The 23,775-nt window shown below is 51.1% G+C and carries 19 protein-coding genes; 10 read left to right on the top strand and 9 right to left on the bottom strand.

Going from position 1 to position 23,775, the window contains the following annotated elements:
* Positions 1-24: 24 nt before the first annotated feature.
* Genes V8F51_RS29155 through V8F51_RS29165 form a run of 3 tightly spaced genes read right to left on the bottom strand, consistent with a single transcriptional unit; the run spans position 25 to position 2,180 of the window.
* The gene (locus V8F51_RS29155) at positions 25-1,266 is read right to left on the bottom strand and encodes a cation:proton antiporter (protein ID WP_337104028.1); all 1,242 of its coding nucleotides are present in this window, start codon (positions 1,264-1,266) and stop codon (positions 25-27) included.
* Between the two features lie 2 nt (positions 1,267-1,268).
* Positions 1,269-1,760 (bottom strand): cation:proton antiporter regulatory subunit, encoded by a 492-nt coding sequence (locus V8F51_RS29160; RefSeq protein WP_337104029.1) that lies wholly within the window; start codon positions 1,758-1,760, stop codon positions 1,269-1,271.
* Positions 1,761-1,808: 48 nt separating this feature from the next.
* The gene (locus V8F51_RS29165) at positions 1,809-2,180 is read right to left on the bottom strand and encodes a hypothetical protein (RefSeq protein ID WP_337104030.1); all 372 of its coding nucleotides are present in this window, start codon (positions 2,178-2,180) and stop codon (positions 1,809-1,811) included.
* A gap of 230 nt (positions 2,181-2,410) precedes the next feature.
* Here V8F51_RS29165 and V8F51_RS29170 point away from each other — a divergent pair, with 230 nt between their 5' ends.
* Entirely contained in the window at positions 2,411-2,872 is a 462-nt protein-coding gene (locus V8F51_RS29170) for a cupin domain-containing protein (RefSeq protein WP_337104031.1), read from the top strand.
* A gap of 64 nt (positions 2,873-2,936) precedes the next feature.
* On the opposite strand, the gene V8F51_RS29175 is transcribed toward V8F51_RS29170, so the two are convergent.
* From V8F51_RS29175 to V8F51_RS29185, 3 genes are all read right to left on the bottom strand, one after another.
* Positions 2,937-4,460, bottom strand: coding sequence for an HD-GYP domain-containing protein (locus V8F51_RS29175; RefSeq protein ID WP_337104032.1), 1,524 nt, complete (start codon positions 4,458-4,460; stop codon positions 2,937-2,939).
* Between the two features lie 249 nt (positions 4,461-4,709).
* Positions 4,710-6,491: a 5'-nucleotidase C-terminal domain-containing protein gene (locus tag V8F51_RS29180; RefSeq protein ID WP_337104033.1), complete on the bottom strand. Its 1,782-nt coding sequence runs from the start codon at positions 6,489-6,491 to the stop codon at positions 4,710-4,712.
* 382 nt (positions 6,492-6,873) lie between these two features.
* A complete protein-coding gene (locus tag V8F51_RS29185) occupies positions 6,874-7,701 on the bottom strand; it encodes a purine-nucleoside phosphorylase (RefSeq protein WP_337104034.1) in 828 nt (275 codons plus the stop codon).
* A 209-nt stretch (positions 7,702-7,910) separates the two neighbouring features.
* Between V8F51_RS29185 and deoC the strand changes: the two genes are divergently transcribed.
* Positions 7,911-8,600 carry a deoxyribose-phosphate aldolase gene (gene deoC / locus V8F51_RS29190; RefSeq protein ID WP_337104035.1) on the top strand — a complete coding sequence of 230 codons (690 nt, stop codon included), beginning with the start codon at positions 7,911-7,913 and terminating at the stop codon, positions 8,598-8,600.
* 89 nt (positions 8,601-8,689) lie between these two features.
* On the opposite strand, the gene V8F51_RS29195 is transcribed toward deoC, so the two are convergent.
* On the bottom strand, positions 8,690-9,562 hold the full coding sequence (locus V8F51_RS29195; protein ID WP_442956507.1) for an aldose epimerase family protein: 873 nt from the start codon (positions 9,560-9,562) through the stop codon (positions 8,690-8,692).
* 613 nt (positions 9,563-10,175) lie between these two features.
* Positions 10,176-10,346, bottom strand: coding sequence for a hypothetical protein (locus V8F51_RS29200; protein WP_442956508.1), 171 nt, complete (start codon positions 10,344-10,346; stop codon positions 10,176-10,178).
* Positions 10,347-10,584: 238 nt separating this feature from the next.
* On the opposite strand from V8F51_RS29200, the gene V8F51_RS29205 reads away from it, so the two are divergent.
* The 6 genes from V8F51_RS29205 to V8F51_RS29230 all read left to right on the top strand — a co-directional run bounded on the left by V8F51_RS29205 (position 10,585) and on the right by V8F51_RS29230 (position 18,707).
* A complete protein-coding gene (locus V8F51_RS29205) occupies positions 10,585-12,204 on the top strand; it encodes a response regulator (protein ID WP_337104037.1) in 1,620 nt (539 codons plus the stop codon).
* Complete coding sequence (locus V8F51_RS29210; protein ID WP_337104038.1) at positions 12,201-13,973, top strand: cache domain-containing sensor histidine kinase; 1,773 nt, start codon at positions 12,201-12,203, stop codon at positions 13,971-13,973. The genes V8F51_RS29205 and V8F51_RS29210 overlap by 4 nt, the downstream gene beginning before the upstream one ends.
* A gap of 13 nt (positions 13,974-13,986) precedes the next feature.
* Complete coding sequence (locus V8F51_RS29215; protein WP_337104039.1) at positions 13,987-14,970, top strand: substrate-binding domain-containing protein; 984 nt, start codon at positions 13,987-13,989, stop codon at positions 14,968-14,970.
* Positions 14,971-15,119: 149 nt separating this feature from the next.
* Positions 15,120-16,628, top strand: a complete 1,509-nt coding sequence (locus V8F51_RS29220; protein WP_337104040.1) for a sugar ABC transporter ATP-binding protein — start codon at positions 15,120-15,122, stop codon at positions 16,626-16,628.
* A gap of 28 nt (positions 16,629-16,656) precedes the next feature.
* Positions 16,657-17,655 (top strand): ABC transporter permease, encoded by a 999-nt coding sequence (locus tag V8F51_RS29225; RefSeq protein WP_337104041.1) that lies wholly within the window; start codon positions 16,657-16,659, stop codon positions 17,653-17,655.
* Between the two features lie 50 nt (positions 17,656-17,705).
* Positions 17,706-18,707, top strand: a complete 1,002-nt coding sequence (locus V8F51_RS29230; protein ID WP_337104042.1) for an ABC transporter substrate-binding protein — start codon at positions 17,706-17,708, stop codon at positions 18,705-18,707.
* Positions 18,708-18,786: 79 nt separating this feature from the next.
* Here V8F51_RS29230 and V8F51_RS29235 read toward each other — a convergent pair whose 3' ends face one another.
* A complete protein-coding gene (locus V8F51_RS29235) occupies positions 18,787-19,953 on the bottom strand; it encodes a peptidylprolyl isomerase (protein ID WP_337104043.1) in 1,167 nt (388 codons plus the stop codon).
* A gap of 211 nt (positions 19,954-20,164) precedes the next feature.
* Between V8F51_RS29235 and V8F51_RS29240 the strand changes: the two genes are divergently transcribed.
* Together V8F51_RS29240 and V8F51_RS29245 are read left to right on the top strand one after the other, a co-directional pair.
* Positions 20,165-22,147, top strand: a complete 1,983-nt coding sequence (locus V8F51_RS29240) for a putative bifunctional diguanylate cyclase/phosphodiesterase (protein WP_337104044.1) — start codon at positions 20,165-20,167, stop codon at positions 22,145-22,147.
* Between the two features lie 144 nt (positions 22,148-22,291).
* Positions 22,292-23,737 carry an HD-GYP domain-containing protein gene (locus V8F51_RS29245; RefSeq protein ID WP_337104045.1) on the top strand — a complete coding sequence of 482 codons (1,446 nt, stop codon included), beginning with the start codon at positions 22,292-22,294 and terminating at the stop codon, positions 23,735-23,737.
* Positions 23,738-23,775: the final 38 nt, after the last annotated feature.

Raw genomic sequence — 23,775 nt, forward strand, 5'->3', positions numbered from 1 at the left:
GACCTGCCGCGCCCGCCTCTATACTTACCCTTTGCCGCCTTGCGGGGCAGGGGGATCGGGCTCTTTCACGAGCTTCCGCTTCTCCCAGCGGAATATCATGTTCAGCCCTCTATAGATCAGCTTAGACTCCTTGGTGAGCAGCGGACCTAATATGGCGAGGATCAGCACGTACAACGCAGCGAACGGCTGCAGCAGCTCCATCAAGCCGCCGGCTTTGCCCAGATTAGCCATAATGATCGAGAATTCGCCGCGCGACACGATCGTAAGTCCGATGTTGGACGATGCCTTAGGCGACAGTCCGGCGCTCTTGCCCGCGAACATGCCTGCAACGAAGTTGCCGAGCAGCGTAATGCCGACAGCGCCGAGCGACAGCCATACCGCGCCGCCGAGTGCGAGCGGGTCGATCGTAAGACCGAAGCTGAAGAAGAACAATGCGCCGAAGAAGTCGCGGAACGGCAGAATCATATGCTCGATCCGTTTCATATGCGTCGTCTCCGCTAATACGAGGCCGACTAGCAATGCGCCGATCGCTTCTGCGACATGGATCGTCTCGGAGAAACCGGCAACAAGAAACAAGAAGCCGAAGACCATCAGCAGAAACAATTCGTTGGAGCGAATATTGAACAGCTTGTTAAGCAGCGGGGCAGCTTTCCTGCCGATAATGAGGAATAACAGCATGAATCCGAGCGCATAGGAGGCTGAGAGCAGCACACCGCCGAGCGACGAGGAGTCGCTGAGCACAAGACCTGACAATACGGATATATACACCGCGAGGAAAATATCCTCGAACATAATGATCCCGAGAATCATCTCTGTCTCCGGGTTCGCCGTCCTCTTCAAGTCGACGAGAACTTTGGCTACTATCGCGCTGGATGAGATGGTTGTAATACCTGCAATGACCATCGTTTCCTCGATAGGAAAGTCGTTCACCCATCCGAACAATAAGCCGAGTGAAAAGTTGATTAAAATATAGATCGTTCCGCCAACGGCGATTGCTTTGCCCGACTTCATCAATCGGCCAACCGAGAACTCGAGACCTAGATAGAATAACAGGAAGAGCACGCCGAGGCGTCCCATGAATTCAATTAATTCAGCGCTGTGAATGAATCTGAAGTCTAGTATGCCGAAGTGAGGCGCATGAGGCCCTACAGCCATACCGATCAATATATAAAAAGGAATAACCGAAAAACGAATTTTTGAAGCTAACAGCCCGACCAAGGCGATGAGTATAACGGCGAGACCGATCTCCAGCACCATGTGGTCCATAATTAACGACTCCCGTTTTGGAGCATGAGCTTAAGCTGCTTAAGGTTCTGCCGTTCACCAGCCACAATAAGGGTCGAGTCTGCTTTGAAAATATAGTCGGGACCTGGGTTAATATGCTTAGCTTCCTTCTCGACAGCAGCAATTATAGTCGCGCCGGTCGTTTGGCGAATATTCGCTTCGCCGATCGTCTTGCCGATGCAAGCGGCGTTTGGCTCGATTTTGTACCATTCGATCGTTAGATCATCCAGCGCTACTTCAATCGTCTCGAGCGCCTTCGGCTTGTAAGTCATACCGCCGATAATAGCGGCAATCTGACGAGCCTCTTCATCCTCGAGCGTTACCATGGAGATGCTGTCATCCGGATCCTCATAGTCAAAATGGTACATTTCACGTCGGCCGTCATCATGAATGATAATGACGAACTTATCGCCTCCGCGCGTAATAATCTGGTATTTGCGTCCGATTCCAGGCAAATCAGATTCTCTAATATTCATTGGGTTTGCCTCCTCATTTTTTTGTAGTTTGTACCAAAAAAATGGGTTCTAACCAATGTAGACCGATGTATATTTAATAGGCTTAAGCAGTAAACGCTTCAAGCGCTGCAGGATGGTCAGACTTAAGGGGGATAAATAAGCGGGCCGTCCAAATAAGACGGCAAGTGATGCCTTATAAGCCGCGGGCTTGCGGCGAATAGGCTGAAGCAGCTTGCTTGGGGAGCGCCCGTTCAGAGCAGCGCAGGTCGTTGCGCGGGCAACAGGATTGAACCGGCTGGAGCCGGCCGTCAACTCGAAGTTGTTGCCTGCTTGGTAAGCAAACAGTGCAGTGAGCAGCAGTGGCAAAATAATAAGCAGGTTAAAGAACCGTTTGCGAAACGCGGGTCCTTGGTTGTGCTTCATGCTTGTCGTCAATCTCATCTGCTCACCTCCTGCGGCTATATTTATAAGTATATCTTATAAATGACCAAAAGCATAGACAATTCCATTTTTTTGTTGGTCGAATAGGTGAACAATTCAAGGCTTATAACTGTGGGATCAATTAGCAACGATTTTTTTGCTATTAATTAGCGAACCGGCAATTCCGATATGATAGAATAAATGAAAGTTTTCAAATAGAATAGAGCAAAGTAGAGAGAAGGTTGATTGGGATGGGAGCAACAGTGAAGGAGCTGTCGCCGCTCGTGCAGGCGCTTGATCTTAAGCCGCATGTTGAAGGCGGATGGTACAAGGAAATTTGGAAAGCTAATTTTGAAATTCCGCAGCAGGTGCTCGGCGCTCCGTATTCCGGACCGCGTTTTGCCGCATCGTCGATTTATTTCTTGCTTCACCCTGAGGAGTTCTCGGACTGGCACACGGTTTATTCCGACGAAGTATGGTTCTGGCATTCGGGAAGCCCGTTGCTGCTCACGCTTGGAGGGACAGAAGCTGATCCGCATACCCGCAAGGAAATTGTTGTGGGACCTGACATTGCCGCAGGACACCAGCCGCAGGCGCTTGTGCCGGCTAACGAATGGCAAATGGCGAGAGCGCTCGGCGACGAGCCGGTACTCGTATCCTGCGTCGTTGCGCCAGGCTTCCACTATGATGATTTCCGACTGATCAAAAAATAGGCTTTCTCCAATAAATAAAAGCTTCACGCATGGACTTGTGCCCGGCGGCGAAGCTTTTATTACGTTATTCGCTTTGTCGCAGCGACTGGATGAACAGCTCGATTAAAGCGGGATCCCACTGCGTCCCTTTGCCTTCCTCCAGTATCGCGAGGGCATGCTCGCGGGTCATTCCTTTGCGGTACGGCCGATCCGACGTCATCGCATCGAATGCGTCGGCTATGGCGATGACGCGGCCAAGCAGCGGAATGTGTTCTCCTGCGATACCGTCGGGATAACCGCATCCGTCATAGCGCTCGTGATGGGAGCGTACGCCCGGAAGCAGATCGGCCATTGCGTCGGCAGGCTCAATTTGCTTCAAAATATTTTCGCCCAAGCCCGGGTGCGCCTTAATTTGATCGAACTCCTCGTCCGTTAGCTTGCCGTCCTTCAGCAGCACCGAGTCACGAATGCCGATTTTGCCGATGTCATGAAGGAGAGCCGACTTGCGCAGCAGATCAAGCTCGGCTTGCGACCAGCCAGCCTGCTCGCCGATCGCAACGGAATATTCGGCGACGCGCTCCGAATGACCCGCTGTATAGGTATCGCGTGCGTCAAGCGCGGCGGCAAGCGTGAAGAAGTAGCTTTGGTGAAGCTGCTTATTGCGTTCATCCCTCTCCCGCAGACCGTCGATCATATGGTTAAAGCCAGCTGTCAGCTTCGAAAATTCATCGGAATGAATATCTTCCGCCCGAATGTCGTAATGGCCGTCCTGCACGGCAATTATCGCAGCTTGTAGCGTATGGATGGGGTCCTCAATATTGCGCGATAGGAGCGTGGCGCCGAACAAGGAGAAGAAGACGCCGATGACGAGAATGATACCGGCCCACTGCCAATAAGCGGACGTGCCGCTGCCGTCCAGCTCTTCAAGCCTGATCTGAGCGGCAAGACTGTGCAAGAGCAAGGGCAATGTACCGATCAAAAAAGCGCTTAGCAGAAATTTCTTGCGAATCGAAGCGAACACTTGGCCGCCGAGCGTCAGGTCCTGCCCATAGAGCTCTACATGTTTGTTGCGCATATAAGTGACGACAGGTCTTATCGCTCGTGCCGTCAGGAAAAACTCGATCATGGCATGCATGCTGGCAACAAGCAGCGCGCCGACGGTAGCAAGCCCGATATAATAATAGGGCAACGAAAGCCAATCCATACGGATGAAAAGATAGCTCATGACAATAGCCGGAACCGATATGCCGAGCAGATGCGGCCCGAATGTCCGCTTCAGAGAGAGCACCGGAAAACGGTGCGTTTGGATGTAAGCTTTGCGAAGCTGCTCCGCCGAGGGATGATCGGATAGAAATGCCGCTTGGATCGGCTTCGCGTGGCGATAGAATACGAATAGCTCGCAGGCAATCATGATAAGCAATGAGGCGATCAAGATGAGGCCTAGCACGAAGCTCTCGCCCTCAGGTAGCTTAATCGTGGAGAAGATGATAACGCCTCCGACCCCAAGCACGGCAACGGCCGAGCCAAATATATAGTTGTAGACGAGCTGGAGGAGGAAAGCGCGATATACGCTTGCGGGAGTTTGTTGATGCGGATCTAGTTGCTTCAATTGGATCATTCCTCTTTTCACAGCTTCATGATGTAGTTCCTATTACCTATATTATCAATCGGCAAAATGAGTGCGGAATTGAAGCTGATTTCCATGTACATACATGGGTATATTTTACATGCGCTTTGATTCGTGAAGGTACGTCAGGCAGTTACAACGTGTTCATGTAACGACTAACAAGCAAAGAGCTGTTCCCTAAGCGGTTAATATCCGCTCGCGGAACAGCTCTTTGCATTTGTATAAGCTACATTATGAAGGCAATATGATATTCTGGCCCGGGAAGATGAGGTCTGCGTTCGTCAACTTATTAAGATCGCGAAGCACCTGCCATGTCGTTCCGTATTTCCTAGCTATCTCCCATAAGGTATCTCCCTTTAGAACGATGTATGATGCAACTGCAGACTCGGGTTTCGGTTCTGGCTTAGGTTCTGGCTTAGGTTCAGGATCAGGTTTGGGTTCTGGGTTTGGCTCGGGCTCAGGGGAAGGAGTGGCGGGTTTCACACCTTCCGTAATGCGTCCCTCAATGGTTGGATTTGCTTTGCCGAGCTTCTGAATATAAGCGATGAGCGCTTCATCCAGCGCGCCGTACATGCCGGCTTGCGGATACTTGCCGAACATGGTGTATTCATCGCCGCCCGCAGCTATGAAGTCGTTCGTAGCAAGGGTGTATATCGCGGCTTCAGCCAATGGTTTGCCGCCTATTGTGACGGAATGAACGCGCTCTCCTTTGACTGCTTCCTTGTCGATTTTGAAAGTGACGCCGGACACTTGCGGGAAAGCGCCCTTCGGATTCGGATAATCAGAGACGCCGTTCTCGAGGGCAGCTTTGATGTCTGCGCCGGTTACCTTGAGTGTCACAATCTGATTCCCGAATGGCAGTACAGTAATGACCTCGCCTTTCGTAATCGAGCCTGCATCGATTGAAGCGCGAATGCCGCCGCCGTTCGTAAGCGCAACATCGGCTCCCGAGATGTCGGCCAAAGCGTCAGCAACCAGGTTGCCAAGGTTCGTCTCGCCTGCGCGTACTTTCTCTCGTGCGCCTTCAAGAGCAACGGCAGTTTCGCCAACTTGCTCTGCGAGAATCGTCTCTTGGCTCTTCAGCGTGGCTGCAACAAGCTCTGCGACTTCGGCGTTCGGTGCGATATCTGCTGCTTCGGCTTGGTTGATAAGCGTCGCTTGCTTCTTAACGACTGCGCCATCCTCGACCCAAAAGTCAACGACGCCGACGTATTTCGTATACTCGCCCGCGCTGACAACCAGTGTGCCATTGTCGCCAACAAGACCGTCTTCAAGGACGGTATGACTGTGTCCATCGACAAAGATATCGATGCCCGCTACGGCTTTGATGACCCGAAGACTCGTGTCATAGCTGGACTTATCCTGACCGAGGTGGCCAACTGCAATGATGACGTCAGTCTTGTCCTTCAGCTCATCTACAATAGCTTGCGCTTCCGATGCGGAGTCGGTGAAGTGAAGTCCCGCCACGTTCTTCGGATGAGTCTTGTACACCGTCTCTGAAGTCGATAATCCGAAGATGCCGATCTTTACGCCGTCCATTTCTTTGATGATATACGGCTCGAAGACCCGTTTGGCGCCTAATCCTTTGATATTGGCGCTCAACATTGGAAACTTCAGCTTGCCGGCAAGCTCGATCAATCTCGCCGAGCCGTAATTGAACTCATGGTTGCCTGGCACCATAGCGTCATAGCCCATCTTGTTCATCGCGGCTACGACACTTTCGCCGTTGACCAAAGTTGCGAAGGTCGTGCCGTGAATGGCATCACCGGCATCAATGGCCAATGTATTCGGATTTTTGCTCTTGTAATAATCGATTATCCCGGCCACCTTGGCGAAACCCATCTCGCCGCTCGTAGCCTCGACGGCACGAGCGTGCATGTCGTTCGTGTGCAGCAGCGTGATATGCTTCCCTGTCTGTTCCGTCACATCCTCAGCCGCAGCGCTGCCCATAAGTCCAAGCACCAAGGCGCTGGCGAGCAGTGCTGACGTCAACCATTTAAACTTTTTACGCATGATTTGCTCAATCCTCCCTATCTATATATTTGGTTAAAGCCCACCAGTAATATTCTACATTTTTCCACAAATCCCTTTATTATTATCTGAAAATTCTGACTTATTTGCACGTCAAATCAATAATGTAAAGTATTTGCTCTATTTTGATCTGATCAGATGTATTGGGGCGAAATAGCGAAAACATATTACGTTATTTTTCAAAAGCAGGGGTGGACGGGGGCATTTTGGCAGATCGGACTATAAATAACGAAATTTCTTTACGTTATTTACAGGGAGGGTGATCGGGCGTAAGAAATAGCGACAAACTTTTGCGCTATTTCTCCAAGCAGACACCAAAAGAAGCGCCTCGGCCGCTCGAATGAGCAGTCAAGGCGCTTTTCAACTACACTTGGAACGCGCGAACGGATGCTCTGACCAATGAAATGAAGCGCGGGCGGGCTTGCTCGGCTACGCGAACGACTTGCTCATGAGTGAGAGGTTCAAGCTCGTCGCTTATCGCCATATCCGTGATGCATGTAATGCCTACTGCGCGAATGCCGCAGTAGTTGGCTGCGATAACCTCGGGAGCAGTTGACATGCCCACAGCATCGGCTCCCCATGACGCCATCATAGCGAGCTCAGCAGGGGTGCAATACGTTGGTCCGGATATGCTGACGTATACACCCTGCTGCAATGGAATGTCCAACTCAGCGGCTTGGGCAGCAACGATGGAACGGAGCTCCCGGTTGTACGCTTGCGACATATCGGGGAAACGAGGACCAAGCTCGCCGATATTTGCTCCCATTAAAGGATTACTGCCTGTATTGTTAATGTGGTCGGTAATTAACATGAGATCACCGGCAGAGAAGGCGCGGTTCATGCCGCCGGCCGCATTCGTAACGAGCAGCGTTTCGATTCCGAGCTGCTTCATGACATAGACGGGGAAGACGACCTCTTTCATCGAATAACCTTCATAGTAGTGGAAACGGCCTTTCATGACGAGGACGGTTTTGCCTTCCAGCTCTCCGACTACAAGCTCGCCGGAATGCCCCTCAACCGTCGAGACCGGGAAATGCGGAATTTCACCATAAGGAATGACGATGGCGTCTTTCACTTCATCGGCCATTACGCCTAGGCCAGAACCAAGAATCATGCCGATCTGAGGCGGTGCTTGCAGCTTGCCGCGGATGTAGGCAGCCGCTTCTTTTATTTTGACTAACATATTGTCCATTGGGCTATAACGCCTCCTCATTCAATTTGGAATGCTTTGACAGCACCATTATCATAGCGTAACGCGCGAGTAAATGTAAACCGCAGAGCGATGCAGGCAAGCCGCGTTGTTGTTTCGCTGAATTGTTCGTATTATGATAAGTAGCAGATGTAGCAGACGTATCGAAACGCCGCCAATAGGGACAGGCTAGATGAATCGGAGGAATGACGATGAGCGCACAAACGAATTATACACCTGAGCAAGTAGCTTCAATGATTGACCATACGCTGCTGAAGGCGGACGCGACTAGTAATGAAGTGATACAGCTATGCAAGGAGGCCAAGCAATATCAATTCGCAACCGTATGTGTGAATGCGGGCTGGGTGTCGCTTGCCGCTAGCGAGCTAGCCGAGTCTGGTGTTGGAATTACGACAGTAGTCGGCTTTCCGTTAGGCGCGACAAGCACGGCGTCCAAAGCTTTCGAAGCGAAACAAGCAATTGGGGACGGAGCAACAGAGGTCGATATGGTTCTTAATATCGGGCTGTTAAAGTCCGGGGACAACGAGGGCGTGAGACGCGACGTTGAAGGCGTCGCTTCCGCATGTAAGGGGAAAGCGAAGCTGAAGGTGATTCTGGAGACAGGCCTGTTAACGGATGAAGAAAAGGAAACTGCATGCGAACTATGCAAGCAAGCGGGAGCTGACTTCGTGAAGACGTCGACGGGTTTCGGCAAGGGCGGAGCAACTGTGGAAGATATTGCGCTTATGCGTCGTACGGTCGGTCCGGATATGGGCGTTAAGGCGTCGGGAGGCGTAAGAGACTTGGAAACCGCACTGCAAATGTTCGCGGCAGGAGCAACAAGAATCGGCGCCAGCTCGAGCATTGCCATTGTAACCGGAGGCAAGGGCGAGGGTTACTAAAACTCTAATAAGCGAAAAATCAAAAAAGGCAAACCGTCTCTATTCGAAGCTTGCTTCGGGAGAGCGCGGTTTGCCTTTTTTGCGTTGTATTACGATTCGCAAGCGATCGTCAGATTAGCGCGAAGCTCCTGTCCGGCCTCCAGCAGCACAAGCTCCTCTTGGCGGTTAAGCTCACCCGTCATCGCCATCCAAGGCTCGACGCAGATGAACGGCTTGCCGTTCACCGACCATAGAACGACGTACTTGAATATATCATCATACGTCATTCTCACGCGAACATCGCTGGCAACCGGGAAGGCGATCTCGCGTTGCTTCGCACCCAGCAGCGTGACGGATTCAACCAAGCCTTCTAGATCGAATTCGCCCTCGAAAGGCTTAGTGACGTTGTCATTATAGTCGAGATATTGTGTAGCATCCGTATCATATACAAGAGACTTGCCGTCCTCGATTGCAAAGTAGGGGTGGAAGCCGGCATAGAACGGCATCGTTCTGTCCGTGCTTAGATTGCGGTATTGCTGGCGTGTATGTAGCTTGCCGTCCTTGAGCGCATAGGTGAACAGCAGCTCGAATTCGAACGGGAAGGAAACAAGCGTCTGCTCGTTGCTGCGCAGCCTGATCGTAATGGAAGCTTCGTCTTCCTCGCTCGTGCCGACAACATCCCATGCCGACGTGCGCGCTACGCCGTGATTGGCCATGCTGTAAGTCTGTCCGTCCCACTCGTAGGATTGATTCTCCAGTTGCCCGCAGACCGGGAACAGAATCGGATTTCCGCCTCTAATGTTAGCCGTCGGATGCTCGAAGGTTGCCTTGTCCAAATAAAACAATTCATGGCCGTTCAATTGACAGCCGATGACGATGCCGCCTCGCTCCGGGCATACAATGATACGCGATACCGTGCTTTGCTCTGTCAGCTCATAGATCGTATAGGTGTCCACGTAGCTGCGTACTCCATAGTTGCTCACTAACATAACCTCCATATGTACATACTTAATGGGATAAAAAACGTATAGACAAAGCATACCATAGCATTGTTCGTGAACACCACATCACTCATACAGCGAATGGAGGCTTCGCCTTCATGGACAGAAGACCTTCCCCTCTATTAGTCCGCATAGTTCTCTCACATGGAATAAGGGTTTGAGATTGGGCATTTCTATCAAATCATTCATCTACGCCATTCCGAGCTACGAGAATAGTATGTTATTAGCTTCAAGTGAAGGGCAGGTGAAAGATTATGTCAAACTGCAGACAATATGGGAACTCCGTCGCCGGCGCTGGCTCGAACAACTATGGATCCAACTCCAGAGTTAACTCGATCTTAGGTATTCTTCGCAATGTAAGCTTAGGACAAATGATCACAGTTGGAACGGACAGCACTAGCTTTACTGGCCGATTTGCCGGTATCGAGAACGGAAATGTTCTTTTAACAACAACAACTGGTACTCTCGTTTTTATCCCTCTTCGTCAAATTACGTTCGTAGCAATCCCTTAACAGCAGCAATCGATCCCTGCATCTGTGTAATGAAACGGCAACCCGCCGTCGCCCCTCCGAGCGACGGCGCGGTTGTTTGCCGTTCATACCTTAATAGCTGTAATCGAGGCCAAGCGTACATAGAATATCGCGTTTTTATCCGTTACGATCACGACGGTATCGTCCCTGATGCCTTGGTATTTTCCTTCTACGGATGTCTTGCCGAAATAGACCCGTATCGTGCTACCGAGCTTTACCCACTGCAACATTCTCACCTTAAAGCCTCCCAAGACGGCATACGAGACAAGTGAGAGTATTTCGCATGCGCATATGATTCAATTGTTTTAGTTTATGCAGATGTCCATCATATGCGCATTGTTACAATGCCCGACTTCAACCTCAGGAAATAATTCAACTAAAAAGCGATAATTACAAATGGGCAGAAGCAGGGGACGGCCTTATAATGAGCTATATAAGCAGAAGATACCCCTGAGACATTGAGGTGACGGCTCCATGTATAAGCTATTGATTGTGGATGACGAAGCGCTCGTTCGCGAAGCGATTCAGGAGGGCATGGATTGGGAAGGCATGGGGCTCGTCTGTGCGGGCACTTGCGAGGACGGCATTGAAGCGCTGGAATTCATCGAGCGCGAGAAGCCGGATATCGTCATGACCGATATCGGAATGCCGTTCATGAACGGCATCGAGCTGACGCGCGAGCTCTCCGTTCGTTACCCGGACATCAAGGTCATTATTCTGACCGGGTACGATGAATTCGAGTACGCCCAGCAGGCGCTTAAGATGAAGGTTGCCGACTACATTATGAAGCCGGTAACCGCTATGGAAATGGAAGAAATACTCGTCAGGATTGCCGGACAGATGGATATGGAGAATAAGCAAAAAAGAGATTACGAACGATTGGAGCAGCAATTAAATGAAAGCATGCCGCTGCTGAAGGAGCGGTTCCTTGAGCGGCTTATCACCTCCTCGATGACGGCGAAGCAGAGAAGCGAGAGCTATGACTATTTTCAGATCGCCTGGAGCGGACCGTTCTTGGTCGAGCTGGCCATCGACGTCGACGAGCTTGAATTGAAGCTGCCGGCTACGCCTTCCGACGATGAGCTGTTCCGATTCGCCATCTATAATATTACGAAGGAAGTCATGGAGAGATATCCAGGGGCGGAAGTGTTTCGCGACCGCGAAAATCGTGTGCTTGTCTTGTTGTCGGGTTTCGATTCCGAGGCACTCTGTGTGGAAGCGGGCGCAGCAGCGGAACAGATTCATGGCGCAATTACCGCTTATTTGCCGCTTAAAGCGTCAATCGGAATCGGCCATATATGCAAGCAAGAGGACAACATCGCGCTTGCGCATCGATCGGCGTTGTCCGCGCTCGTCTACCGCTTCGTTATCGGGACGAACGAAATCATTCGTATCTCGGACATGGAACGGCGGGAGAAGCCGGCGATGCTGTCCGCCGTCGCATGGGAGAATGAGCTGATTACGAAGCTGAAGACGGGGACGCCCCAGGATATGGACGAGTGGATAAGCAGGCTGTTCGGCACGTTCCGGAACCAGATTTTCTCGCTCGATGTTTGTTATATTTATTTGCAGCGTTTCGTGCTTACGCTTATGCATACGCTCTACGAGATGGGAACCGATACGAATACGATATTCGGGGAAGCGGGAAATCCAATTGCCGAGATGGGGCAGCTTGCTTCATTAAATGAGCTCGAGAGCTGGATGAAGGAGCTATGCGGCAAGTCGGTAACGGTCATCCGCAGTATGCGGGAGGATCACAGCATGCTGCAGATCGAGAAGGCGATGGCTTACGTGAAGCAGCATTATACGGAACCGGAGCTTTCGCTTACGACGGTATGTACTCATATTTCCATGAGCACGAGCTACTTCAGCACCCTTTTCAAAACAAATATGGGCAAGACGTTCGTGGAATACGTCATTCACGAGCGAATGGAGAAAGCGAAGGAGCTGCTCAAGCTTACCGCCATGCGAAGCTATGAAATCGCTTACGCGGTAGGCTACAGCGATCCGCAATACTTCAGCAGCGCGTTCAAGAAACATACGGGGGATACGCCGACGGAATTCCGCGGCAAGATGTTAGGAGGCGAAGGATGAAGCTCGCGTCCTTCTTGCGTTTTCGAAGCATGCAGACGAATATGGCGCTCGCGTTTGTGCTGCTTATTCTGATGACCATTGTTATTATGAGCGTTGTTTCTTATTTCCTGTCGGAGGATGCCGTACAATCGAATGCGAAGACCTATACGACGGAACTTGTGAAGCAAGTAAACAACAATATTAAATCGTACGTGAACAGCATGAAGTATATTTCCGACCTGGTCGACGGCAACCCGTATGTGCAGCAGTATATGTCGGGGCAGGCCGAGGACGACCCTGAGAAGGAGCGGGAGCACAAGCAGGCTGTTGCCGATTTTCTCGAATCGATGGCTGTGTCGCGCGCCGATATTTCGTCGGTGAGTCTATTTGGCTACAATGGACAATTCGTGCCTGGCAACAAGGATTTGGAGCTCAACCCGTTCATAGATATTCCGAGTCTTACCTGGTACCGCAGCGCTCAGGAAGCGGGGGGCGAATACGTCATTTCTCCATCACACGTTCAGCCGGTATTCAAGGATAAATATCCTTGGGTTGTCTCTCTGAGTATGGAGCTGACAAGCAGAGAGAGCGGAACGAAGTTCGGCATCTTCTTGATCGACCTGAACTTCAGCGTCATGAACGATATGCTGCAGGACATTCGACTGGGTCAGCGAGGATATTTGTTCATCGTTAATTCGGAGGGACAGATCGTCTATCACCCGCAGCAGCAGTTGATCTACAGCAAGCTGAAGACGGAGAAGATTCAAGAGGTGCTTCAAATCGAGAACGGCACGTTCATGAGCGGAGAAGGCGGCAACCGCAAAATGTACACGGTGCAGGAATCCGACTTCGGGTGGAAAATCGTTGGCGTCTCCTATGTCAGCGAGCTGGTCGGCAATCAGAATAAGATGCGACTGTCCATTATTGTGCTTGGGCTGGTCTGCATCGTTATTGCGATCATCATTTCCTTGTTCGTGTCGCAGCGGGTAAGCCAGCCGATCAAGCAGCTGCAGGGCTATATGAAAGAAGTGGAGAAGGGCAACTTCGACATTCAAGTCCCCGTCCCGACGACAATCGAGATCGGCAGGCTGGCGCGGGCGTTCAACATGATGGTTGGTCGAATCAAGGAGCTGATGTCCCAGGTCGTCAGGGATCAGGAGCTGAAGCGAAGAAGCGAGATTAACGCGCTGCAAGCGCAGATCAATCCTCATTTTCTCTATAACACGCTGGATTCGATCATTTGGATGGCCGAGAGCAAAAAATCACAGGAGGTCGTACTCATGACCTCTGCGCTTGCCAAGCTGTTCCGGGCCTCGATCAGCAAGGGGGAAGAGCTCGTCACGATCGAGACGGAGCTCGAGCATATTACGAATTACTTGAAGATCCAGAAGATGCGTTACAAGAACAAGCTGGACTATCGTATCGAGACCGATGAATCGGTGAGCCAGTACAAGACGATTAAGCTGATTCTGCAGCCGATTGTCGAGAACGCGATTTATCACGGGATTAAGATGAAGCGAGGTCCCGGACTGATTACTATATATTCGGAAGAGACCGCTACTGATGTGCTTCTGATCGTTGAGGACAACGGGAACGGGATGGAAGAGGAAAAGCTTGCTAAGCTGTTGACCCAGCAATACGAGGGAGAAGCGGGCAAAGGCGTTGGCGTTGGCAATGTACACGGGCGGCTCAAGCTTTATTTCGGCGCGCAATACGGGCTTTCGTATACGAGCAAACCGGGCGAAGGTACGACGGTAACGATACGGTTGCCTAAGCATCCCCCGTTATAGGAGGCGGCATAAGATGATCTGGAAGTATAAACGAACATTGGCGATTATTTTGCTGCTGCTGATAGCCGCAGCCGGCGTGGCTTACTGGGGGCAAGGATTGTCGAGCAGGGATCCGGTCGATATTACGGTCATTATAAAGTCGACGGACGCTTCGATTGAGTTCTGGGAGGTGCTAATCGACGGAGTTCAGGAGGCCGCCCAGGAATTCGAGGCGAATGTGAAGGTGACCGGTTCCAAAACGGAAACGGACGTCGATGAGCAGATTGCGCTCGTCGAGCAGGCGATTGGGGATAAGCCGGATGCGATCGTGCTTGCCGCTAATGATTTTGACCGTCTTGTCCCTATAGCCGAGAAGGTAAGGAGCAAAGGAATCAAGCTCATCATTGTCGATTCGGGAATTAATTCCGATGCGCCCCATAGCAACGTTGCGACGGACAATGTGAATGCCGGTCAGAAGGCTGGCGAGATGATGCAAAGCCAGATTAACGGGCAAGCCAAGGTCGCTATTATCAGCTATGTCAAAAATGCCGCCTCGCACATTGATCGGGAGAAAGGTGTCCGTTCGATATTGGGAAACAATCCGAATATTGAATTGCTTCCTACGTATTATGTGGAGGGATCGGAGCAGAACGCTTACCTCATGGCCAAGGAAATCTTGCAGTCGCAGCAGGATGTTGTCGGCATCATTGGGTTGAACGAGCCGACGACGGTTGGTGCGGGCAGGGCTATCCAGGAAATTGGAGGGAAGGACAAGGTTACATTAGTCGGCTTCGACAGCTCGGTTAACGAAATTATGCTGCTGGACGAAGGCGTTATGAAGGCGACGGTTATCCAGCGGCCTTTTCAAATGGGATATTTGAGTATGAAGACGGCCATTGACGCAGTTAGAAATAAATCGGTGCCGAAGTCTATCGATACAGGCTCATTGGTTATTACAAAACAGAATATGTACGAGGAGGAAAATCAGAAGCTGCTGTTTCCCTTCGTTACGAACTAGCAGAACCTTTTTTGGGGGTTCTGTTTTTTTGTGTTTAACACCCAAAATTATTCGACTTTTACAGGAAGAAATCACATGTAAGGGGACGGTGAAGATATGCAAAAATAGAGACACATCAGGAATCAATTAGCGATAAGGAGGGGGCAGGGATGGAGCAGACGATTGTGCGCATGGAAGGCGTAGAGAAGCATTTCGCCGGCGTTCATGCCTTGAAGGGCTGCCGATTCGAGCTTCGTGCCGGCGAGGTTCACGCGCTTGTCGGCGAGAACGGAGCGGGCAAGTCGACGATGATGAAGGTGCTGACCGGCGTCTACCGGATGGATGAAGGGAGCATCGTCTACAAAGGTCAGGAGGTGCAAATTGCCGATACGAGAGCTGCCCAGAAGCTGGGAATCGGAATGATTCATCAGGAGCTTAATCTGGCTCAAGATTTGACGGTAGCCCAGAACATTTTTATCGGCAAGGAGCCGCGAGGGAAGCTTCGCTTCTGGCTGGATGACAAGGAGATGAATAGGCAGACCGCCTTGCTGCTGAAGCAGATGAAGCTGGACATTGATCCGACGACGCCGGTCTCGAAGCTGACGGTAGCCAAGCAGCAGATGGTGGAGATCATCAAAGCGATCTCTTACGATTCTCAGGTGCTCATTATGGACGAACCGACGGCCGCGCTGAGCGACTCCGAGATCGATGAGCTGTTCCGTATGATTGCGCAGCTGAAGGAGAAGGGTGTCGGCATCGTTTACATCTCCCATCGGATGGCGGAGCTGAAGCGGATTACGGATCGGATTACGGTCATGCGTGACGGTACGTATATCGACACCGTCGATACAGCCGCTGTCAGCATCGACCGAATCATTGCGATGATGGTCGGGAGAGAAATCTATCAACCTTCGAGGCCAGACAAGCAAGCCGCAGAGCAGCTCGAGAACGTGCTCGAGGTTCGGGGACTGTCGCGAAAGAACGTACTTCATGATGTCAACTTCTCGCTGGCTAAGGGAGAAATTCTCGGCGTCGCGGGACTGGTCGGAGCAGGCCGAACGGAGACAGCTCGCGCGATATTCGGTGCTGATCCGATTGATGCCGGCGAAATCTATGTGCACGGCCGCAAGGTGCGCATAACCGGACCGCATCAAGCGGTAAAGCACGGCATCGGTTATTTGTCCGAGGATCGGAAGCACTACGGCTGCCTGCTTGATATGGATGTGAAGACGAATATAGCGCTTGCGGCGCTTGGCCGATTCAAGAATGCGCTCGGCTTCATGAGCGACAGGCGGATGGCGCGTATCTCGGATCAAGTCATCGACGATTTGCGCGTGAAGACGCCGGGAATCGCACAGAAGATGAAGTTCCTGTCCGGCGGCAACCAGCAGAAAGTTATTATCGGCAAATGGCTGACGCGGGATTGCGATATTCTCATCTTCGATGAGCCGACACGAGGAATCGATATTGGGGCCAAGAACGAAATTTATAAACTGCTGGAAGGTCTAGCGGCAGAGGGCAAGTCGATTATTATGATCAGCTCGGAGCTGCCTGAGATTCTGCGGCTGAGTCACCGTATTGTTGTGATGTGCGAAGGCAGAATTACGGGAGAGCTTATGAATGATCAACATGCCTCGCAAGAAAGGATTATGACGCATGCGACAGATCGAGTCAGCTAAGCGCCAGGCAGAAGGGGGATATCTTGCAATGAGAAATGCTACAATGGCCGGCGGAGTCAAACCAAAGTTCGCCATTCAATCCGGACTGCAGCAATTATTGGCATTCGGCAGCTTAATTCTATTAATTGTTTTTTTCTCCATCGCGTCGAGCAATTTCTTCGTATTCTCTAATCTGGTCGGCATTCTGCTATCGACTGCGGTAATCGGTGTACTCGCGCTTGGATCAACGTTCGTTATCGTTACAGGCGGCATCGATCTGTCGGTAGGTACGGTAATGACGCTCTGTTCGGTCATGACAGGGGTATTCATTACGATGTGGGGGCTGCCGGTGTGGGTCGGTATCCTCGGCGGATTGCTTACCGGGGCCGTATGCGGAATGATGTCCGGGCTCGTTATTGCGAGGTTAGGCATACCGCCTTTCATTGCCACGCTGGCGATGATGATGATTGCCAAAGGGCTGGCGCTTGTTATCTCGGGCACGAAGCCGGTGTACTTCACGGAGACGCCGGTATTTATGAAGATCTCACAGGGCTCACTGCTGGGAGCCATCATTCCCGGCTTCGATATTCCGAATGCCGTTCTTATTTTCTTCCTCGCCGCGATTATCGGGAGCCTTCTGCTCTCCAGAACGATTGTCGGCCGCTACAACTTCGCAATCGGCAGCAACGAAGAGGCGACGCGCCTCTCCGGCGTCAATGTGCGCAATTGGAAAATCGCCATCTATACGATTACCGGCCTATTCACAGGTATAGCCGGCATTCTAATGGCTTCGCGCCTCAATTCGGCGCAGCCGTCGCTCGGTATGGGCTACGAGCTGGAAGCAATCGCGGCGGTTGTCATCGGCGGCACATCGCTTAGCGGCGGGAAGGGCACGATCATCGGTACAGTCATCGGAGCATTAATTATGAGCGTCCTGACCAATGGCCTTCGCATTCTGTCCGTACCGCAGGAGTGGCAGACGGTCGTTGTCGGCTTCGTAATCTTGCTCGCTGTCTATGCGGATAATTTACGCCGGCGCAAAGCTTAACAGCAACAACCATTCAATAACCATTCATTCAAACAAAGGGGTAGTGAACAATGAAAAAAGGTTTGTTTATGTTGGTACTCGCGATTGTAATGGTCATTAGCGCATGCGGTTCGAACGGCAATGAGCCGGCGGCAACGACTGCGCCAAAGACGGATAACGGCGGCAAGGATGCGCAAGCGGAGAAAATGTACATCCCGATCGTATCCAAAGGCTTTCAGCATCAATTCTGGCAAGCGGTGAAGAACGGGGCGGAGAAGGCTGCTGCTGAACTGGGCGTAGAAATTACGTTCGAAGGACCGGAAACAGAGTCGCAGGTCGATAAGCAGCTGGAAATGCTGCAGGTCGCGCTGGATAAGAAACCGAGCGCAATCGGCTTCGCTGCCCTCGACAGCCAAGCTTCCATTCCGCTGCTGCAGAAAGCGAAGGATGCCGGTATTCCGATCATCGCTTTCGACTCGGGCGTGGACAGCGACATTCCTTCCAGTCTCGTCACGACGGACAACGTTGCCGCAGCGGGCATGGCTGCTGACAAGATGTCCGAGCTGATTGGCGGAGAAGGAGAAATAGCGGTTATCGTTCACGACCAAACGAGCCGCACAGGCATCGACCGCCGCGACGGCTTCGTGAACCGGATCAAGGAGAAATATCCGAACATCAAGATTGTCGATATTCAATACGGCGGCGGCGACCATCTGAAGTCGACCGACCTTGCCAAAGCGATTATGCAGGCGCATCCGAATCTGAAAGGGTTCTTCGGCGCTAACGAGGGATCGGCAATCGGTGTCATCAATGCGGTAACGGAAATGAAAGCGGAAGGAAAAATTACCGTTATTGGCTACGATTCCGGCAAAGCGCAAATCGACGCAATCAAGAGCGGTTTGATGGCTGGGGCAATTTCGCAGAATCCGGTCGGAATCGGCTATGAAACGGTCAAAGCAGCCGTGGCAGCGTCCAAAGGCGAGGCAGTGGCGGCGAAGATCGACAGCGGTTTCGTCTGGTTCGACAAGACGAATATCGATAGCGAGGAAGTTAGAGCCGTTATTTACGAATAACCCAGATAAGCAGAACTACAGTAAAGAAGCTGCAGATACGCGCCCGATGCGCGGTTCTGCAGCTTCTTTCGTGCTGTCCTTATTGAGCAGCTGTGCCTGCGTCTGCTGGAGCAGGCGTCGGCGTCGGCATTGTATTCGAGATCTTCGCTTTCTCGCGAATTTCAGTCAACCATGCTTGGGACAGGCCGCTTGCTTCTTGAGCGACAAGCGTCTTGCGAATTTCTTCTTTCTTCTCGTCGAGTGTAGGGTAAGTACCCAATTTCTCGTCGGTTTTCTTAATAATATGGAAGCCGAAGCTCGATTGAACAACGCCGCTCAGCTCGCCGACTTTTAGTGCGTAAGCTGCTTCGCCGAAGGCAGGGTCCATGTCAGCCTTCTTGAAGAAGTCAAGGTCGCCGCCGTTAGCTGCCGAAGCCGTATCCGTCGATTTTTCCTTGGCAATGGTAGCGAAATCCGCGCCGCCTTTCAACTGAGCAAGGATAGCATCAGCTTCTTCTTGCGTCGCAACTAAGATATGCGATGCGCGAATCGTTGTCGGCGTATCGGTGAACGTATCTTTGTTCGCTTCGAAGTATTGCGATACTTCTTCATCGGTTACGTCTGTTTTTGGTTCCAAAATTTTCGAAATCGTCAATTGGAACTTCGTATCGCGAGTCAAGCTTTCTTCCGTCATGCCGTATTGCGACAATACGGATTGGAATTCCTCAGGCGTGCCGAAGTTGGCTTTGATTTTCTCGATTTCGGCAGTAATCTCTGCGTCCGTCACACTTATGCCGGCTGCGTCCGCTTCCTGCTGAATAAGCTCTTCTGTGATCAGGTTGTCCAGCGTGGAAGGGCCGCCTGCTGCTACGAGCGCGTCATACAGCCTGCTCTGCGGGATATCTTGTCCATTGACGGTTGCAACAGCGCCGCCGCTGCTTCCGAATGGAGGCTTGATCAGAACGATGACGAGCGCAACAACCAATATGGCCGATACGATCATCCATCCTTTGCCGCCGCCAGCTTTTGGCGCTTCCGATACTTGGCCCGCTGCGTTCAGAGGTACAACTTCTGCAGCTGCTGCGGCTTGTTGTTCTGCATCAGCCTCATACGCTTCCTCTGCTTCTTTCCCCAGGTCGATGTCCTCTTGACCTTCGGCTTGCTCGAACAGCTCGTCCTGCTGTTCGTTCTCTTGCGTGATTTGCTCTTCCTTCGCAGCCGTTATTTTTTCTTCGTCTTTTTTGGACTGCGATTCATTGTTATTCATTGGATAAACTCCCTTCAATCTTCCTGTCATTTACCTACTATAACAAATCGTTTAGCAAAATACCTTAATCTAAAATAAAAATATTGCTTGCAACAATTGTCGTTTCGTATTAATTGTATAGTATGCATGACATGCTGTTGTCGAATTAACAGCTGTACGGGGGGATCAATTGTTCATACTGCGAGGGTATTATGACGGCTGGATTGTAACATTGTCATTTTTGATAGCGCTATTCGTAGCTTATTCCGCGCTTAATCTAACTTTAAAAATAACGAGTACCTCAGGGAAATCCCGATTGGGTTGGCTTGCCGCGGCTTCTTTCGTTATGGGCAGCGGCATTTGGGCGATGCATTTCGTCGGCATGCTTGCCTTCCATTTGGAGCTTCCCGTTCATTATGATGTCCGCGAGACTAGTATTTCCGTTTTTGCCAGTATTATCGGCTCATTTGCCGCATTTTATTTGACGATGACAAGGCACGCAACGAAGCAGCGGCTAGCGTTTGGCAGTCTCATCATGGGTGCGGGCATTGTTGCGATGCATTTCATAGGTATGTCTGCTATGCGCGCGCCAGCCACAACAATTACTTATAAGCCGCTTATATGGGCGGCGGCGGCTTTGTTTGCCGTCGTTGCTTCGTACGCTGCGCTATATATTTTCACAAAGTTTCGCCGAGACACGAACCGGGGCTGGCCGAAGTGGGGGGCATCCGCATTTATGGGATTGGCGGTTTGCGGGATGCACTATACAGGCATGAGCGCGGCTGAGTTCTGGTGCGGCGACGATGAGTTATTAATGAGGGCTTCGAATGTTGGAGTCGACCTCGTATTGCTTATTTCGATTACCCTTGTGATGCTGATGATTATGATGGTTACCTGGATTGCGCTTTACGTGGATCGGGCGCTGCTGGAGCGGATGGCGTTCAGCGATCCGCTTACGGGTTTGCATAATCGGCATGCGATGAATCATCATTTTGACCAAAAGCTCAGAGGTTCAGCTCAGAGTGCGGTGCTCTTCCTCGATCTCGATCAGTTCAAGCTCATTAATGATACGCTTGGCCATGACATAGGCGATCTTCTTATCCAAGAGGTGGCTTCTCGTCTGCAGAAGTTTCTTGGAGAGGGCAGATATGTGTTCAGGCTTGGGGGCGATGAGTTTCTGCTGTTGGTTAATGAGATGAAGCAAGAGGCGATAGAAACGATGGCGCTGCTTATATTAGAAGAAATACGAAAAGTATATGTTCTGGATGGCAACGAACTGTACATCACAGGCAGTATCGGTATCAGCTACGCGCCGCAGCACGGCAAGGACCGTTCGACCCTGCTGAAGGCAGCCGACACGGCGATGTACCAAGCTAAGCGTCTTGGCAAAAATCAATTCTGCTCCTTCAATATCGACTTGGAACAGAAGCTGATCCGCAGAATGGAGATTGAGAAGGGATTGCGAAGCGCGCTTGCTTCCGAGCAGCTCGCCTTGCATTACCAGCCGAAGTGGAATTCTGAACGCAATTGCCCGGTTGGCTTTGAGGCGCTTCTGCGGTGGAATCATCCGAAGTATGGTCTCATTGCGCCGAACGAGTTCATTCCGATTGCGGAGGAAACGGGCCTTATTGTCGGCATGACACGGTGGGTGCTGGAGCGGGCTTGTATCGATTGTAAAGAGTGGAATATGCGAACAGACAATAAACTGGGCGTATCCGTCAATCTGTCAATCAACGTATTCGAAAGCAAGAACTTAATGGACATGATTACGGCTGCCTTGCAGCGTGCGACACTTGCGCCGGAAATGCTTGAGCTGGAAATTACAGAATCGATCGTAATGAAGGATGCGCCCGATGTTATACGTCAGTTGCTCCCGCTTCAGGAGATGGGCGTGACGATCTCGATGGATAACTTCGGTTCGGGTTATTCGTTCCTTGGGGCGATTGATCAGATTCCGTTCCATACGCTTAAGATTGACAAGCATTATATGCAGGAGAGCGACTCTCCGTCTAAGCGTGCGATCGTCAATACAATCATCACGCTCGCGAATCAACTGAATTTGGAGCTGGTGGCGGAAGGAGTCGAAACGGAGCAGCAGCTCGATTTCTTGCGGGCGGCAGGATGCACAGTCATGCAGGGCTATTATTTCAAGAAGCCGATGCCCCGCGAGGAGCTTGATCACTGGCTGCTTGGCTTGAAGCAAGAGGCTGTGTAATCTTTTGTTTATCGAATACGACAGGGATGGTATGATAACCATATCTAGGTAAAATATGTTCGCAATTTGCTGAAAGCTATCGATTTGGAATGAAATGCGCCTTGCCACTTAATGGACGACGATTGAAGTGTAGGAGGTATCAGCTTGCGCAAAAATGCGGGGGTATTCGCAGGTCTCTTATTGTCGATGCTTGTACCTTGGCTTGGCTATATATGGCTGAGATCAACGGCTCTCGACAAATTATTTCAGGCGCCGAATGAGCATTTTTACATGGTTAGTCTCGTGTCCTTGTTTGCGCTGCTCCTAGCGGTTGCAGTTGGTATCGTCGCGATCAGGCAGAGAAACATCAAGATAAGCTTCCTTTCCTTATCCTATGTCTCGCTTGCAGCGTTATTCGTCTTGCATGGCATGTCTACACCAGGCTTTCTCTTGCATCATTCCACCATCGCCGGCAATGCCGCACAGCTGAGCGTTCTAATCGCAGTGATATGGCTATGGCTGTCCTCTTTGTCTGCAGATTTATTCATTATAAAATGGTTTGCTAAGTGGCAGCGCTGGTTGCTTCCTGTATGGGTTGTTGTTCTGGGAGCAATCTGCTTTGCGATATGGAATTATCCTGATCTGCTCCACGCTGCCCACTTGAAGGAGAACCCAATCAAATGGGTTGTCAGCGCATTCATTGTGGGGATGAATCTATGGACCATGTACCGCTATCTTCAAATCTACTTATCCTCGCGTTTTCCCTTACAGCTTGCTATTGTGTACAGCGCCGGTTGGATGATCATTGCGCAGCTCATTATCGTGACCGGTGAAACATGGAAGGCAAGCTGGTGGCTCTATCACTTCATGCTGCTCGCATCCGTCATCGTAATGGTAGGCGGTATTGTTAGACAATATATGAGCTCCAAGTCTATTACGTCGTCGGTGAAGCTGCTGTTTCGGGCAAATCCGAGAGATTGGATCAATACGCATATGTCGCCCAGCGTCAAAGAGTTAATTATGACAACAGAAGCGAAGGACTCCTATACAGCAGGTCATAACTATCGCGTTGCGCTCTACGCGCTCAAGCTTGCGGAAGAGCTTGGCCTATCAAGAATTGAGCTGCGAGCTATCGCGCAGGGCGGACTCGTTCATGATGTAGGCAAGCTTCGTATATCAGATCGCATCTTGAATAAGCCGGGTAAGCTGACGCCTGAGGAAAGGCTCGTTATCGAGCAGCATCCCGTCACAGGGTACGACTTATGCAGGCGCCTTGGCTTTATGCCCGAGGAGCTGGGTATTATTAGGTCTCATCATGAGAAATGGGACGGCAGCGGATATCCCGATCAATTGGCCGGCGACCTCATACCGCTGCTAGCTCGCGTAACTGCTGTTGCAGATGTATATGATGCGTTGACGTCCTCCAGGTCATACCGGAAGGCAATGTCCCATGAGGCGGCAATGAAAATCATTGAAGCGGAGAGCGGCATTCAGTTTGATCCAAAATGCGTGCAGGCATGGGTTAGACTCGTTGCCGAGCAACCTGAATTTTTCAAAGAAACGCTTCGCAATACGCCTCATCTGAAGCTTGATCGCAAGCTGGCGAAATAATAGATTACATACCGCAGGCCTATTTGACCTGCTTGGAC

Origin of the sequence: Paenibacillus sp. YIM B09110 (assembly GCF_037167145.1) — a bacterium.
Lineage (GTDB): Bacteria > Bacillota > Bacilli > Paenibacillales > Paenibacillaceae > Pristimantibacillus.